Here is a 15272-nt window from a genome sequence, read left to right as displayed (position 1 = left end):
GGAAAAGGCACAGTCGCGGCGTTGGCAAGGTCACAGTGCAAAGCGCTTGCTTACTGGGAATGCGATCGATGTACTGACGAGTAATATTTCGTTCGGAGCGCGGCCCGGCCCGGCCGGAATCCGCCCCACCAGACGCCTATGCTGCGTGCACAAGGCAGCCCAGTAGAGACGATGCAGTAGGAGAGCCGGCGTGAGCTTGAGGATCGTTGTCTGTGTGAAGTACGTGCCCGACGCCACCGGCGACCGGCACTTCGCCGATGACCTGACCGTCGACCGCGACGACGTCGACGGCCTGCTGTCGGAACTGGATGAGTACGCGGTCGAGCAGGCGCTGCAGATCGCCGACGAGGCGGACGACGCGGAGATCACCGTGCTGACCGTCGGTCCCGAGGACGCCAAGGACGCCCTGCGCAAGGCGCTGTCCATGGGTGCCGACAAGGCCGTCCACGTGGAGGACGACGACCTGCACGGCTCCGACGTCATGGGCACCTCGCTGGTGCTCGCCAAGGCGATCGAGAAGACCGGCTACGACCTGGTCATCTGCGGTATGGCCTCGACCGACGGCACCATGGGTGTCCTCCCGGCGATCCTGGCCGAGCGTCTGGGCGTTCCGCAGGTCACCCTGCTCTCCGAGGTCTCTGTCGAGGACGGCACGGTCAAGGGCCGCCGTGACGGCGACACCGCGTCCGAGCAGCTGGAGGCGTCCCTGCCGGCCGTCGTGTCCGTGACGGACCAGTCGGGCGAGGCTCGCTACCCGTCCTTCAAGGGCATCATGGCCGCAAAGAAGAAGCCGGTGGAGTCCCTGGACCTGTCCGACCTCGACATCGAGGCGGAAGAGGTCGGTCTGGAGGGTGCCTGGACCGCGGTGGACGCCGCGGCCGAGCGTCCGGCCCGTACCGCGGGCACCATCGTCAAGGACGAGGGCGAGGGCGGCAAGCAGCTCGCAGAGTTCCTCGCGAGCCAGAAGTTCATCTAGGGAGCGGCGGCGCGGGCCGGTTGCAACACGACCCGCGCCCCTCGGATTGCCTGCTCGCAGGAGAGCAATCCCGTGACTCCTCCCCCGAAGGGGCTTCTCACTCGACTGTCGAGACGGCCTCATGACGGACAAGCCCTGCCCAGTGCCGCAAGGCACGGGCGTGAGCGTAGCAGTCAACAAGTCTTCCCCCGGCCGAAGTTCGGGGTTCTCGCCCAGGAGTAGTAATGGCTGAAGTTCTCGTCTATGTCGACCACGTGGACGGCGCCGTCCGCAAGCCCACCCTTGAGCTGCTGACCCTGGCCCGTCGCATCGGTGAGCCGGTCGCCGTCGCCCTCGGCTCCGGAGCCGAGGCCACCGCCCCCGCCCTCGCCGAGCACGGCGCGGTCAAGGTGCTGACCGCCGACGCCCCCGAGTTCGCCGACTACCTCGTCGTGCCGAAGGTGGACGCGCTGCAGGCCGCGTACGAGGCCGTCTCCCCGGCCGCCGTGCTCGTCCCATCCTCCGCCGAGGGCAAGGAGATCGCGGCCCGCCTCGCGGTCCGCATCGGCTCCGGCATCATCACCGACGCCGTCGACCTCGAGGCCGGCGACGAGGGTCCGGTGGCCACGCAGTCCGCGTTCGCCGCCTCCTTCACCACCAAGTCCCGTGTCTCCAAGGGCACTCCGGTCATCACGGTCAAGCCGAACTCGGCCGCCGTGGAGGCCGCCCCGGCCGCGGGCGCCGTCGAGGCCCTCGCGGTCTCCTTCTCCGAGAGGGCCACCGGCACCAAGGTCGTCTCCCGCACTCCGCGCGAGTCGACCGGCCGCCCCGAGCTGACCGAGGCCGCGATCGTGGTCTCCGGTGGCCGTGGCGTCAACGGCGCCGAGAACTTCCACATCATCGAGGCGCTGGCCGACTCGCTCGGTGCTGCCGTCGGCGCCTCGCGTGCCGCGGTGGACGCCGGCTGGTACCCGCACTCCAACCAGGTGGGCCAGACCGGCAAGTCGGTCTCCCCGCAGCTGTACATCGCCTCCGGCATCTCCGGCGCGATCCAGCACCGGGCCGGTATGCAGACCTCGAAGACCATCGTGGCCATCAACAAGGACAACGAGGCCCCGATCTTCGACCTGGTCGACTACGGCGTGGTCGGCGACCTGTTCGAGGTCGTCCCGCAGCTGACCGAAGAGGTCAACAGCCGCAAGGGCTGACCTGGGCATGTCCTGAGCGGCCGGGGCCGCGCGGTGTTGGTCACCGCGCGGCCCCGCCGTCATTCGGGCGACCATTGACGCAGGTCGTCACCGCCTATTAACTTCGCTATACGGATTGTTGATTCCGTGGAGCGGAAAACAGGAGGGTGCAGGGATGGGTCAGCAGGAGAAGGTGGCCACGAGCCTCGCGGGCGCGGTCAGCGAGGACATCAGCGCCTCCCTCGCACCGGTGGACGCGGAGCTCGCACGCCGCTACCCGGGAGACCCGGGCACGCGCCAGCCCGTTCACACGGTCTACATCCCCGGTGACGCCTTCGCCGCCGACAGCATCCGCTCCTGGGGCGACCAGGCACTGGCCGCACTCGACGAGCACGCCCCGGACGCCGCGTCCTTCGCCGCGGTCCTCGGTCTCTCCGACGAACTCGCCGCCCCCGTCCACGACCGCGTGCGCGCCAAGCTGGAGCGCGAGCCCATCGAGGACCTTCGCATCGACTTCGAGGACGGCTACGGCGGCCGCGGCGACGCAGAGGAGGACGCGCACGCCGCCCGTGCCGCCCGGCTGATCACCGAGGCGTATCGCGACGGCACCGCCGCCCCGTACATGGGCATCCGTATGAAGTGCATGGAGGCCGCCGTACGCGACCGCGGCATCCGCACCCTCGACATCTTCCTCACGGGGCTGACCCAGGCCGCCGGCCTGCCCGAAGGCCTCGTGCTCACGCTGCCCAAGGTCACCTACCCCGAGCAGGTGTCCGCCTTCGTCCGGCTGCTCGAAGCCTTCGAGAAGGCCCGCGGTCTGGACGCGGGCCGCATCGGCTTCGAGATCCAGATCGAGACCAGCCAGTCCATCCTCGCGTCCGACGGGACCGCCGCCGTGGCCCGGATGATCGACGCCGCCGAGGGCCGGGCCACCGGACTGCACTACGGCACTTTCGACTACAGTGCCTGCCTCGGTGTCAGCGCCGCCTACCAGGCCAGCGACCACCCGGCCGCCGACCACGCGAAGGCCGTCATGCAGGTCGCCGCCGCGGGCACCGGCGTACGTGTGTCCGACGGCTCCACCAACGTCCTCCCGGTCGGTACCACCGAGAAGGTGCACGACGCCTGGCGGCTGCACTACGGCCTGAGCCGCCGCGCGCTGGCCCGCGCCTACTACCAGGGCTGGGACATGCACCCCGGCCATCTGCCGACCCGCTACGCCGCCGTGTTCGCCTTCTACCGCGAGGGTTTCGAGCAGGCCGCGGAACGCCTTTCCGCCTACGCCAACCACGCGGGCGGCGATGTCATGGACGAGCCCGCGACCGCCAAGGCGCTGAGCAGCTATCTGCTGCGAGGCATCGACTGCGGCGCCCTCGACACCGCCGAGGTGGCCCGGCTCACCGGCCTGACCCGTGCCGATCTGGAGGGATTCGCCGCGCCGCGCCGCGGGGACCTCACGCCCACAGCCACGTAACAGCCGCCTAGCTGTCGTTGCTGCCCCGTACTCGGTACGCGACCAAGGTCGCAACAGGATCGGGGCAGCGGTGACTTCGGGGGAGAACGAGCGGCTCGCCGGCCCGGTACCGGGTGATCGAGCAGCTGGGCCGCGGCGGCATGGGCGTCGTGTGGCGAGCCTTCGACGAGGTACTCGGCCGTGAGGCGCCGTCAAGGAACTGCGCACCTACACCGACTCCTCGGCCCGAACTGGCCGACCTCATGGTGCGCATGCAGCGCGAGGCCCGCGCCGCCGCACGTGTACGCCACCCCGGGGTCATCGCCGCCCGCGAAGCCGCATGCGCCGGGCGCGGGCCCCGCGGGTTCCGACTCCGGTACCACGGGCGGCAGTTCAGCGACCGGTGGTTCCTCGAGCGCCACCGGCGGCGGGTCGACCAGCGGCTCAACTGCCACGGGCGGCGGTGCGGCGACCGGCCGGCCCCGACACCGGCAGCCGCCTGCCACGCGATCGGCGGCGGGAAGTACAACTGCGAGGTCTGGCGCACGGCGAACTCGTACACCGCGTCCGGCGTCCGGGTGGGCACACTGAACGCGGGCACGAACAACTTCTACTGCCAGCAGAATCTGGGCCGCCGTGAGACCTACGGCCAGTGGAGGAACGTCTGGTGGGCCAAGACCGACGACGACAGCGGAAACACCGATGTCTTCGTCAGGGACGTCTACCTCAAGGGCGGTGACAACGACGAGCCGGTGCCCGGCCTACTCGTCTGCTCACGGCGGGATCTCGCCCGAACCGCGGGGGATCAGCACCGTCTCCAGCGCCACCGAGGAGGGCGGATCGTCCGCGCCGTCGAGACGCCGGAACAGCCGATCCGCCGCCGTACGCCCCAGCGTCGCGGCGTCCTGGGCAATGACCGTGATGCCCAGCAGATCGGCCAGCTCGATGTCGTCGAAGCCAACGAGGGCGATGGGCCGCTCGCGCTCGGCCAGAGCTCGTACGGCCGTCACCGTCACCCGGTTGTTGCCCGCGAAGATCGCGGTGACCGGGTCGGGACCCGTCAGCATCGCAGTCACGGCGTCCCGCACCCGCTCCGGGGCGGTGGAGCCCAGCGATACCCAGGACTCGTCGACCGTGAGCTCGGCGTCCTCCATGGCGGCGCGATAGCCGCGCAGCCGCTCGACGGCCGTCTGGATGCGGGGCTGGTCGCCGATGAAGCCGATACGGCGGTGGCCGTGCGCGATCAGATGGGCCACGCCCGCGCGGGCGCCGCCGAAGCTGTCCGAGAGCACCACGTCGGCGTCGATCTTCCCGGGCGGCCGGTCCACGAACACCGTGGCTATGCCCGCCTTGATCTCGGGCTCCAGATAGCGGTGGTCATGACCTGCGGGGATCACGATCAGCCCGTCGACCCGGCGGGCGCACAGGGCGAGCACCAGCTCCTGCTCGCGGTCCGGGTCCTCGGCGCTGGAACCGTTGATCAGCAGTGCGCCGTGCGCGCGGGCGACCTCTTCGACGGCGCGGCTGAGGGGGCCGTAGAAGGGGTCGGCGAGATCTTCGAGGACGAGCCCGATGGAGGCGGTGCGGCCCTTGCGCAGGACGCGCGCGCTGTCGTTGCGGCGAAAGCCCAGGGACTCGATGGCCTCCTGCACCCGGCGCTCGGTGTCTGGCGTGACACCCGGTTCGCCGTTGACCACCCGGGAGACCGTTTTGAGGCCTACGCCCGCCCGGGCCGCGACATCCTTCATGGTGGGCCGATTGCCGTAGCGGGGCTCGGGGCCTCTGGGGCGCCCGGGCGACGCCAGGGGATGGTCGGTCTCGGCCACGTGCGCTGTCCTGTCGTTGTCGGGTGTGCAAGGGTGTGGCGTCGAGCATAGGCCCTGGACAACGTTGTCAGGGGAATGGAGACTGTTACCGAACCCGCAGGTCCGACAGCTCCCATGGGGGATCCCACACCGATGCATACCGACCTCGTCGCCGCGCTCGACATCGGCGGCACCAAGATCGCCGGCGCGTTGGTGGACGACAGCGGCACGATTCTGGTGCGAGCCCAGTGTCCGACGCCGGCCAAGGAGGACGGCGAGACGGTGATGCGCACCGTCGAGGCGGTGCTTCGTGAGCTTGCCGCATCCCCGCTCTGGGTGCGCACCTGCGCCGTCGGCATCGGCAGCGCCGGACCTGTGGACGCAACCGCAGGCACGGTCAGCCCGGTCAATGTCCCCGGCTGGCGCGACTTTCCCCTGGTGGCGCGGGTGCGCCGGGCCGTGGGCGGGCTCCCCGTCACACTTGTCGGGGACGGTGTCGCGATGACGGCGGCCGAGCACTGGCAGGGCGCGGCCCGCGGCTACGACAATGCCCTGTGCATGGTCGTCTCGACCGGCGTCGGCGGTGGACTCGTCCTCGGCGGCAGGCTCCACCCCGGACCCACCGGCAACGCCGGACACATCGGCCACATCAGCGTGGACCTCGACGGCGACCTGTGCCCCTGCGGCGCGCGCGGGTGCGTCGAGCGCATCGCCAGCGGTCCGAACATCGCACGCCGGGCCCTGGAGGACGGCTGGCGGCCAGGTCCCGAAGGCGACACCTCGGCCGCCGCGGTGGCCGCCGCCGCCCGCGCCGGAAACCCGGTCGCCATCGCCTCCTTCGAGCGCGCTGCCCAGGCGCTCGCCGCCGGAATCGCAGCCACCGCGACCCTCGTGGAGATCGAGATCGCCGTGATCGGCGGGGGAGTGGCGGGCGCGGGCGAGGTGCTGTTCGCTCCACTGCGCCACTCGCTGCGCGACTACGCCACGCTCTCCTTCGTCCAGCGCCTCACGGTGGCGCCGGCCATGACGGGTACGGACGCCGGTCTGGTGGGTGCGGCCGCCGCCGCCATGCTCGGCAGGCGGGACGATACTGCAGCCGTGGTCAGCAGCGGGTCCTGAGACCGGCCCGGTGCAGGTTGTCAGCAGCCGGTCCTGAGACCGGACCAGCCGGTGTGGTCCGAGTTCGGCGCGCCCCTCTGCCGTCGGTGACCACTGGGCAGGGCGAACCCCAGCCCGAAGCCCACGCCTGCCGCGCAGAGCCACGCGGCGGCCAGCGCTCCGACGACTCTGTGGCGGGTACTGCGGGTGGGAAGATGTCCCCTCGTCACGTTCCTACGCATTCGCGCATTTTGGGATGGCTGGTGACGCTTGTCGGTCGCGAGCGTTTCCGGTAGGGCATGTTGGAGTCTGTTGGAAGAGATGGGGTAACGGTTGTTTGATTTCTCGCCAAAACCCTTGACGACGCCACTTTCTGGGAGTGAGATCCAATCCTCGCGTTCGGTTGTGTTGGGTTTCATCCCGGAGGAGGGGACATGGCGCAGTCATCGTTCAACGGTCCTGCAGCGCTCGGGAGCGTGGCAGGACATCGGATGTCCCGGCGGAATCTGCTGCGTGGTGCGGCAGCGGGTGCGGGAGCCATCACGCTGCCCTCGTTGCTCGCCGCCTGCGGCAGTGGCCCCGGCGGGGACGGCAAGACCATCACCATGGGGTCCAACTCGTCCGACCCGGTGCCGAAGAAGGCGTTCGCCGACGCCTTCGCCGCGTACGCGGAGCAGTCGAAGGAAGGGCGGAAGGTAAAGGTCAACACCGTTGACCACAACACCTTCCAGGAGAACATCAACCGCTATCTGCAGGGCAAGCCGGACTCCGTGTTCATGTGGTTCGCGGGCTACCGCATGCAGTTCTTCGCCAAGAAGGGCCTGCTGCACGACATCAGCGACAACTGGGCGGGCTACCAGGGCTTCTCGCCCGCGCTGAAGGCGCAGTCGACAGGTGAGGACGGCAAGCAGTACCTGACGCCGTACTACTACTACCCCTGGGCCGTCTTCCACCGGAAGAGCGTCTTCGAGCAGCACGGCTACCAGGCCCCCAAGACCCTCGACGAGTACATAGCCCTCGCCAGGCAGATGCAGAAGGACAAGCTCGTCCCCATCGCGTTCTGCGACAAGGACGGCTGGCCCGCGATGGGCACCTTCGACTACATCAACATGCGTACCAACGGATACGAGTTCCACAAGAACCTGATGGCGGGCAAGGAGGCGTGGACCGACAAGCGCGTCAAGGACGTCTTCGACACCTGGCGCAGCCTCCTTCCGTACTGCCAGCCCGGAGCGAACGGCCGTACCTGGCAGGAGGCCGCGACCAGCCTGCAGAAGAAGGAAGCGGGCATGGCCGTCTTCGGACTGCCGCACCCCGGCGCCCAGTTCCCCAAGGGCGAGCAGGCCGACATCGACTTCTTTCCCTTCCCGGAGATCAATCCGGAGCACGGCCAGGACGCGGTCGAGGCGCCCATCGACGGCTTCCTGCTGGCGAAGAAGGCGAAGGAACTCAAGAACAGCAAGAGCATGCAGAGCGCCAAGGACCTGCTCACGTGGCTGGCCAGTGGCAAGGCGGAGGACATCTACCTCGCCAGTGACCCCAACAACATCGCGGTGAGCGACCGGGCCGACACCTCGAAGTACTCGCCGCTGCAGAAGAAGGCCGTCGAACTCGTCTCGGGCGCCAAGCAGATCTCGCAGTTCCTGGACCGCGACACGAGGCCCGACTTCTCGTCGACGGTGATGATTCCGGCCATCCAGACCTTCATCAACAAGCCAAAGGATGTTGACGGGTTGGTCAACAGTATCGAGAGGCAGAAGAAGACCATCTTCGCCGCCGAGGGCTGAACCGACACCGGCCGCAACCGACTTGGAGCCACCAGCCGTGCCGCTGCTGCAATCTTCCGGGGAAGACGCCCCCGGCCCGCCCCAGACCGCCGGGGGCACCCTGAAGCACGCCGGGGGGCGATCGGGGGGGAGCGTCCCGAGGCGCGCCGCACGGCGGGGTCCTCGGCGCTTCACCCGCCGCGACCTCGCCGTCCTCGGCGTGCTGCTCGGCATACCGATCCTGCTCGACCTGGCCATCGTGTGGGGACCGACCCTCGCCTCCGTCGTCCTCTCCTTCACCAGCTGGGACGGCATAGGAGACATCTCCTGGGTCGGTACGAAGAACTACGAGACCCTTTTCACCGACTATCCGCAGTTCTGGCCGGCGGCCCGCCACAACCTGCTCTGGCTGGCCTTCCTCGGACTGATCGCCACGCCCTTCGGGCTGCTGCTGGCCGTCCTGATCGACAGGGGCGTGCGGTTCAGCCGCTTCTACCAGTCCACGCTGTACATGCCGGTGGTGCTTTCCCTCGCCGTCGTCGGCTTTATCGCCCAACTGGTCTTCTCCCGCGACCAGGGCGCGCTCAACGCGATCCTCGGGGACACCGAGAATCCCACCGACTGGCTCGGCGATCCCGACCTCAACCTCTGGATGATCATGCTGGCCGCGGCCTGGCGGCACACCGGCTATGTGATGATCCTCTACCTGGCCGGACTCAAGGCCGTCGATCCCTCGCTGAAGGAAGCCGCTGCCATCGACGGGGCCAGTGAGGCGCAGACCTTCTTCCGTGTCGTCTTCCCGACCCTGCGGCCCGTCAATGTCATCGTCGGCGTCATCACGGTCATCGAGGCGCTGCGCGCCTTCGACATCGTCTACGCCGTCAACAAGGGCAGAAACGGCCTGGAGCTGCTCTCGGTCCTGGTCACCGACAACATCATCGGCGAGGCCAGCCGGATCGGATTCGGCTCCGCGATCGCCGTGGTGCTGCTCCTGGTCTCCCTGGGATTCGTCGTCACGTACCTGGTCCAGGAGATCCGTGGGGAGAAGAACCGATGACGCTCGACACCGCCCCGGCGCCGGCCACCACCACGGCCCCGGCCACGGCGCCCCGCAAGCGCCGCCTGCCCGGTCGGCTCGGCGTGCACGCCTTCCTGATGACCGTCTCGCTGGCGTTCCTGGCACCGCTGCTGCTCGCCGTGTACGCCTCGCTCAGGCCGTACGACGAAACATCCGAGCACGGGTACTTCTCGCTGCCCCGGAAGCTCTCCTTCGACTACTACCGGCAGGCCTTCAGCGACTCGGGGATGACGAAGTACTTCGTCAACACCCTGCTCATCGCCGTGCCGGGAGTGCTGCTCACGCTGTTCTTCGCCTCATTCGTCGCCTTCGCCGTCGCACGGCTGAAGATGCGCGGCTCGATCCTGCTTCTGATGCTGTTCACCGCGGGCAATCTGCTGCCCCAGCAGGTGATCGTCACGCCGCTGTACGTCATGTTCAACCGCATCCCGCTGCCGTACTGGATGTCCGACTCGATGACGATGTTCGACTCGTACTGGGCCGTCATCCTTGTCCAGGTCGGGTTCCAGATCGGTTTCTGCGTCTTCGTGCTCGCCAACTTCATGCGCACGCTGCCGCAGGAGATCCTGGAGGCGGCGATCGTGGACGGCGCGGGTGTGTGGACGCAGTACTGGCGCATCACGCTCCCGCTGTGCCGGCCGGCCCTCGCGGCCCTGGGCACGCTTCAGTTCACCTGGATGTACAACGACTTCCTGTGGGCACTCGTCTTCATCTCCGACGGCGACAAGCTCCCCGTCACCTCGGCGCTGAACAATCTCCGGGGCCAGTTCTTCACCGACTACAACCTGCTCGCCGCGGGCTCGGTGATCGTCGCGCTGCCGACGCTGCTGGTCTTCCTGCTGCTGCAGCGGCACTTCATCGCCGGGCTCACACTCGGCTCCACCAAGGGCTGACACTGCGCGGTAGGCGGAATTCGTCAGACCGACGGCCCGCCGGTGCGACGCTCCGGGTGCCGGAGGAGATGCGATCTACGGTGGTTCTCGTGGAGGGTGGAAGCCCGGGATGCACCGGCAAGGTCCGCGCCGGCGGCTCGGAGAGTTCGCTGACGCCCTCCTCAATCTGCGTTGTGAGGTGCACCGTGGCATCTACTCCAACCGGCCCCCGGACAGTCGGTGAGGAGGTTACTGGTCCGTTCTCCTGGTACCGGTCGTTCACCCCGCAGGGGCGCCGGGCCTTCAAGGGCGCATTCGGCGGATTCGCACTTGATTCCTACGATTTCCAGGTGCTGCCGCTGAGCATGGTCGCCATCACGGCCTACTTCCACCTCACCAAGGCGGAAGCAGGGCTTCTGACCACCGTCACACTGGTGATGTCCGCGCTCGGCGGGATCCTCGCCGGGGGGCTGATCGACCGGGTCGGCCGGGTCAGGACCCTCATGATCACCGTGGGTACCTACGCCCTGTTCACCGTGCTGTGCGGTTTTGCCGTGACCTATCCGATGCTGCTGGCGAGCCGCGCTCTTCAGGGCCTTGGCTTCGGCGGTGAGTGGGCGGCAGGCGCCGTCCTGGTCGCCGAGTACGCCAGGAGCCGTTACCGCGGCCGGACCCTGGCCTTCATCCAGAGCTCCTGGGCCATCGGCTGGGGACTGGCGGTCATCGTGAGCACGGTGGTGATGGACAATCTTGCGCCCGACATCGCCTGGCGGGTGATGTTCTGGACCGGTGCTCTGCCGGCAGCGCTGCTGTTCTACGTGCGCCGCAACGTCCAGGACGCCCCCGAGGTGATCAACCGGCTCGCCGAGAAGGGCGAGCGTGTCCCGCTGACATCGGTCTTCCGGGGCACCCTGGCGCGCAGGACGTTTTTCGCGACGCTGCTGGCGACCGGAGCCCAGGGCGGCTACTACACCATTGCGACGTGGCTGCCCACGTACCTCAAGACCGAGCGAGGTCTGACCGTTGTCGGTACGGGCGGCTACCTGTTCGTGCTCATCACAGGCGCCTTCTGCGGCTACGTGACCGCCGGGTACGTCATCGACCTCCTGGGACGAAAGAAGTCCTTCGCCCTGTTCGCGGTCATGAGCGGGAGCCTGCTGTTGGCCTACATCAACATCCCCGACGGCGCCAACAGCCTTCTGCTGGTCCTCGGCTTCCCCCTGGGGTTCTGCGCCTCCGCCATCTTCTCCGGCTTCGGCTCCTTCCTGGCCGAGCTCTACCCCAGCGCGGTCCGTGGCACCGGTCAGAGCCTCACCTACAACCTCGGCCGCGGTATCGGAGCATTTTTCCCCACCGCAGTGGGCTTCACCGCAGGCAGCGCCGGCGTCGGCAACGCCCTCGTCTACGGCGTCGTGGGATACGCCGTCGCCCTCGTCGCCCTCCTCGGCCTGCCCGAGACCCGGGGCACCGAATTCACCTGAAGCACCGGCAAGGTTTCATCCGTCGCAGATGTCGTCCCGGACGCGGGCAGCGAATAGTGATCATGCTCACGTCTCTGGCATGAGCTTCAGTGTCGTTGCTTACTGCGCTGGTCGCGAGGCTGTGGCAGCGTCACCGTCGTCGGCCTTCGGTACGTTGGGAGCGGGACCTGGTGATCGCCGAATTGGATCTCTTCGACGAATCGTTCGTACAGGACCCCCATCCCCTGCTCGCTCGGCTGCGACAGGAAGCACCCGTGCACTTCGATTCGGCGACGGGCCTGTGGGTGGTGAGCCGCTACCAGGACGTGCGTCGCGTGCTGCTCGACAGCGTCGCATTCCGTCCTGACAACGCTCAGAATGCGGTCACGCCGCTGTCGGTGGCCGCGCTGCGTGTGCTCGCGCGGTCCGGCTTCTCCCTGCCTCCGGCCCTGGCCAACAACGGCGGCGTGAGCCATGGCGGCCTGCGTCGGCTTGTCACCCGATTCTTCAACGCCGAGCGTGTGGCTGCCGCAGTACCTGTGGTCGACAATGTCGCGCTGGAGTTGCTGACAGAACTGCGCGGACGGCTGGAGGCCGGGCAACCCGGCGACTTGGTGTCTGATTTCGCGCGTATTCTCCCCTGCCGCGTTCTGATGCGGATGCTGGGTGTGCACGGAGAGGATCCGCTGACGCTGGTGCGCTGGAGTGACGATGCGCTGGAGTTGTTCTGGGGCCGGGCAACGGTGGAACGCCAGGTGGAACTGGCCGAATCGGTGGCGGCGTTCCACCAGTGGCTGTCCGAGGAGGTTTCGGGCGGCTCGGTGGACACGGACAGCCTGGTGGGAGCCCTGTCGCAGTACCTGCTGCCAGACGGCACGCAGCTGGACAGCGCGACAGCCGTAGCCGTGTGCTTCTTTGTCCTCATCGCCGGTCAGTCCACGACCGGACAGCTGATCGCCACCGTGCTGCGTCGGGCCCTGGAAGAGCCGGGTCGATGGGCCATGGCCGGCGCGGAGCCGGGGTTCGCACAAGCCTGGGTGGAAGAGATCCTGCGGAGTGAGTCACCGGTGACGAGCTGGCGCCGGACAACGGCATATGAGGTGGAACTCGGCGGAGTACAGCTCGCGCCGGGCTCCCAGCTGCTGCTGATGCTGATGAGCACGGGGGCCGACCCGGATGTGTTCCAGCAGCCGCAGCTGCTGGACGCTCATCGGAACAACGTCCGCCATCACCTGGCTTTCGGCGCCGGGCGCCACCGCTGCCCCGGCGCTTCCCTGGCCCGGACCGAAGCCGCGATCGCACTTCACGCGGCGGCTCGCTCGCTGCCAGACGCCGTCACAGTCAAGGACAGCGCTCGCTCGCCGATGCTGGGCCTGCTGTCCTTCCGGGCGCCGCTGTCCCTGCCCATCGTTCTTGGCCAGGTGCACTGATCGTCAACCCCGGCAGATCGAGTTGCCCGCCGGTTCCGCGGCAGCCGCCGCCCGCTGTACCGGCTACGCGGGTCGGGGGACAGGCAGACGGCGGAGCGCGATGGCCGTGCCACGGTCGGTCCACGCGGAGACCGGGGGCCTGCGAGGTGGTTCGGGGTCTGCTGCCGTGGTGGTGGCACGGGTGTGGACCACGAGGACCACAGCGGCCAGTTCTTCGGGAGTGGGCTGCCCGTACAGCACCTTGATGGGAGGGATCGTGTGCTCCTGGATGGGGAAGTCCGTGTCAGCCACGTCGGTACGCGCCCCTACGTCTAGAGCGGTATGTTGCCGTGCTTCTTCGGGGGCAGTGTCTCTCGCTTGGTGCGCAGCGCCCGCAGGCCGCGGATGACGTGCTGCCGCGTCTCAGAGGGTTTGACCACCGCGTCGATGTAACCGCGCTCGGCAGCGATGAAGGGAGTGAGGAGAGCGTCCCCGTACTCGCTCATCAGCTCGGCGCGCTTCTCCTCCCGGTGGACTGGGCCTTGGAGGTCAGCCCCCGTCTGCGACACGCCGTGGAGGATGCCGACGGCGCTCTGGGGACCCATCACCGCGATCTGTGCGGTGGGCCAGGCCAGGTTGAGGTCGGCGCCGAGGTGCTTGGAACCCATGAGGTCATAGGCGCCGGCGAAAGCCTTCCGGGTAATGACGGTGATGAGCGGGACGGTGGCCTCGGCATAGGCGTAGATCAGTTTGGCGCCGCGGCGGATGATGCCTTGGTGTTCCTGGTCAGTGGCCGGCACGAAGCCGGGTACATCCACGAAGGTCACCACCGGGACGTTGAAGGCGTCGCAGGTCCGAACGAACCGGGCGGCCTTTTCGCAGGCGTCGATGTCCAGGCAGCCGGCCAACTGCAACGGCTGGTTGGCGACGATGCCCACAGGGTGTCCCTCGATGCGGCAGAAGCCGGTGATGAGGTTCGGCGCGAACAGAGGCTGTGTCTCAAGGAATTCGTAGTCGTCGATGACGTGCTCGATGACGTGGTGCATGTCGTAGGGCTGGTTGGTGGAATCTGGTACGACCGTGTCCAGCTCCAGGTCTTCGGCGCAGGTCTCCAGGTCGGCCTGGTCCGGGTGGGCCGGAGGTTCCTGGAGGTTGTTCGAAGGCAGGTGGGACAGCAGTGCCCTGACGTATTCCATGGCCTCCTTTGCATCACCCGCCAAGCAGTGAGCGACACCGGAGACGGTGCTGTGCGTGCGAGCTCCGCCCAATTCCTCGATGTCGATGTCTTCGCCGGTCACGGTCCTGATCACTTCGGGCCCGCTGGTGAGCATGTGCGAGGTGCGCTCGGCAATCACGGTGAAGTCGGTCAGAGCGGGGGAGAAGACCGCAGGGCCGTCGCACGATCCCAGAACGAGTGAGATCTGGGGGACGACTCCGGAAGCATGCACGTGGCGGCGGAACGTCTCGCCGCTCGTGCCCAGGGCGCTGCCCCCGGCCTGGACGCCGGCCCGTCGGGAGTCGCTGATGCCGATAACTGGACAGCCGGTCTTCAGGGCAAAGTCCATCACCTTTGCGATCTTCCTGCAGACCGCCTCACCCATGGCCTCGCCGAAAACGGTGGAGTCCTGTGCGAAGACAGCCACGGGGCGGCCGTCGACGGTGCCGTAGCCGGTGACCACGCCGTCTCCATACGGTCGTTCGCCATCCAGCTCTGCATGGTTCAGGCGGTGCCCTGCGGCCGCGTCCAGTTCCACCAGGGAGTCCTGGTCGAGCAGTTGCTCCACGCGTGCACGGGCGGTCACCTGGGCCACCTCGGCTTGGGCGTGTTGCGCTTCCAAGGTGTGCACGGCTTGCTCGATCGGGTGATGCAGATTCTCGGCATGCCTTCGAGCGGTGAGGATGCTGCTCTGGGATGTGGCCATCGCGTGGGTCTCCGTGTCCGGGGGAGTGTCCGCGGTGCGAGGGGGCAGGTCCTCGCACCGCGGGCGGCCGTTCAACGAGACCAAGACGACCGCGATGTCACCTTAGGGATTGTAGAACGATTCTTCAATAGAGCATCGCCTTCTCGCTGCGGAGCGCGGCCGAGGTGCGTCGTCCGCGCCTCGCGCCGGATGAGGGCGGCTGGGTGACGGTTGACATGGGCCGGATCGCATGATAATCCAGTAATCCAGAAAGGGGATTGTAGAACA

General features: G+C 68.0%; 12 protein-coding genes and 1 pseudogene. 10 read left to right on the top strand and 3 right to left on the bottom strand.

The genetic code is table 11. From position 1 onward, the window contains the following. Positions 1 to 190 precede the first annotated feature (190 nt). The 4 genes and pseudogenes from FBY35_RS22460 to FBY35_RS37380 form a co-directional block, all read left to right on the top strand. The gene (locus FBY35_RS22460; protein WP_142215793.1) at positions 191 to 976 is read left to right on the top strand and encodes an electron transfer flavoprotein subunit beta/FixA family protein; all 786 of its coding nucleotides are present in this window, start codon (positions 191 to 193) and stop codon (positions 974 to 976) included. 224 nt (positions 977 to 1200) lie between these two features. Continuing rightward, the gene (locus FBY35_RS22455; RefSeq protein ID WP_142215792.1) at positions 1201 to 2163 is read left to right on the top strand and encodes an electron transfer flavoprotein subunit alpha/FixB family protein; all 963 of its coding nucleotides are present in this window, start codon (positions 1201 to 1203) and stop codon (positions 2161 to 2163) included. Positions 2164 to 2317: 154 nt separating this feature from the next. Then, entirely contained in the window at positions 2318 to 3616 is a 1299-nt protein-coding gene (locus tag FBY35_RS22450; RefSeq protein ID WP_142215791.1) for a DUF6986 family protein, read from the top strand. A 288-nt stretch (positions 3617 to 3904) separates the two neighbouring features. Continuing rightward, a pseudogene (locus tag FBY35_RS37380) lies at positions 3905 to 4368 on the top strand (serine/threonine protein kinase); the annotation flags it as partial. Here the strand turns inward: FBY35_RS37380 and FBY35_RS22435 are convergent. After that, positions 4369 to 5343 (bottom strand): LacI family DNA-binding transcriptional regulator, encoded by a 975-nt coding sequence (locus tag FBY35_RS22435; RefSeq protein ID WP_142218107.1) that lies wholly within the window; start codon positions 5341 to 5343, stop codon positions 4369 to 4371. Positions 5344 to 5553: 210 nt separating this feature from the next. Here FBY35_RS22435 and FBY35_RS22430 point away from each other — a divergent pair, with 210 nt between their 5' ends. The 6 genes from FBY35_RS22430 to FBY35_RS22405 all read left to right on the top strand — a co-directional run bounded on the left by FBY35_RS22430 (position 5554) and on the right by FBY35_RS22405 (position 13104). After that, positions 5554 to 6519, top strand: coding sequence for an ROK family protein (locus FBY35_RS22430; RefSeq protein WP_142215790.1), 966 nt, complete (start codon positions 5554 to 5556; stop codon positions 6517 to 6519). A gap of 470 nt (positions 6520 to 6989) precedes the next feature. Further along, the gene (locus FBY35_RS22425; protein WP_142218106.1) at positions 6990 to 8285 is read left to right on the top strand and encodes an ABC transporter substrate-binding protein; all 1296 of its coding nucleotides are present in this window, start codon (positions 6990 to 6992) and stop codon (positions 8283 to 8285) included. Positions 8286 to 8385: 100 nt separating this feature from the next. Continuing rightward, positions 8386 to 9321 (top strand): carbohydrate ABC transporter permease, encoded by a 936-nt coding sequence (locus FBY35_RS22420; protein ID WP_142218105.1) that lies wholly within the window; start codon positions 8386 to 8388, stop codon positions 9319 to 9321. Next, a complete protein-coding gene (locus FBY35_RS22415) occupies positions 9318 to 10235 on the top strand; it encodes a carbohydrate ABC transporter permease (RefSeq protein ID WP_142215789.1) in 918 nt (305 codons plus the stop codon). Before FBY35_RS22420 ends, FBY35_RS22415 begins: the two co-directional genes overlap by 4 nt. A 185-nt stretch (positions 10236 to 10420) precedes the next feature. Continuing rightward, complete coding sequence (locus tag FBY35_RS22410; RefSeq protein WP_142215788.1) at positions 10421 to 11695, top strand: MFS transporter; 1275 nt, start codon at positions 10421 to 10423, stop codon at positions 11693 to 11695. A 287-nt stretch (positions 11696 to 11982) separates the two neighbouring features. After that, complete coding sequence (locus tag FBY35_RS22405) at positions 11983 to 13104, top strand: cytochrome P450 (RefSeq protein ID WP_260848786.1); 1122 nt, start codon at positions 11983 to 11985, stop codon at positions 13102 to 13104. Between the two features lie 63 nt (positions 13105 to 13167). On the opposite strand, the gene FBY35_RS22400 is transcribed toward FBY35_RS22405, so the two are convergent. Further along, positions 13168 to 13395, bottom strand: a complete 228-nt coding sequence (locus FBY35_RS22400) for an acyl-CoA carboxylase subunit epsilon (RefSeq protein ID WP_260848785.1) — start codon at positions 13393 to 13395, stop codon at positions 13168 to 13170. A gap of 20 nt (positions 13396 to 13415) precedes the next feature. Beyond that, on the bottom strand, positions 13416 to 15005 hold the full coding sequence (locus FBY35_RS22395; RefSeq protein WP_142215787.1) for an acyl-CoA carboxylase subunit beta: 1590 nt from the start codon (positions 15003 to 15005) through the stop codon (positions 13416 to 13418). Positions 15006 to 15272: the final 267 nt, after the last annotated feature.

This window comes from Streptomyces sp. SLBN-118, from assembly GCF_006715635.1.
Lineage (GTDB): Bacteria > Actinomycetota > Actinomycetes > Streptomycetales > Streptomycetaceae > Streptomyces.
The sequence above is the reverse complement of the archived record's forward strand: the minus strand, read 5'-3'. Positions and strand labels throughout refer to the sequence as shown.

What these genes read in the sequence shown, in the direction of transcription:
- FBY35_RS22395 (WP_142215787.1), bottom strand. Translation starts at nt 15,005, where the DNA reads ATGGCCACATCCCAGAGCAGCATCCTCACCGCTCGAAGGCATGCCGAG.
- FBY35_RS22430 (WP_142215790.1), top strand. Translation starts at nt 5,554, where the DNA reads ATGCATACCGACCTCGTCGCCGCGCTCGACATCGGCGGCACCAAGATC.
- FBY35_RS22435 (WP_142218107.1), bottom strand. Translation starts at nt 5,343, where the DNA reads ATGAAGGATGTCGCGGCCCGGGCGGGCGTAGGCCTCAAAACGGTCTCC.
- FBY35_RS22450 (WP_142215791.1), top strand. Translation starts at nt 2,318, where the DNA reads ATGGGTCAGCAGGAGAAGGTGGCCACGAGCCTCGCGGGCGCGGTCAGC.
- FBY35_RS22425 (WP_142218106.1), top strand. Translation starts at nt 6,990, where the DNA reads ATGTCCCGGCGGAATCTGCTGCGTGGTGCGGCAGCGGGTGCGGGAGCC.
- FBY35_RS22455 (WP_142215792.1), top strand. Translation starts at nt 1,201, where the DNA reads ATGGCTGAAGTTCTCGTCTATGTCGACCACGTGGACGGCGCCGTCCGC.
- FBY35_RS22415 (WP_142215789.1), top strand. Translation starts at nt 9,318, where the DNA reads ATGACGCTCGACACCGCCCCGGCGCCGGCCACCACCACGGCCCCGGCC.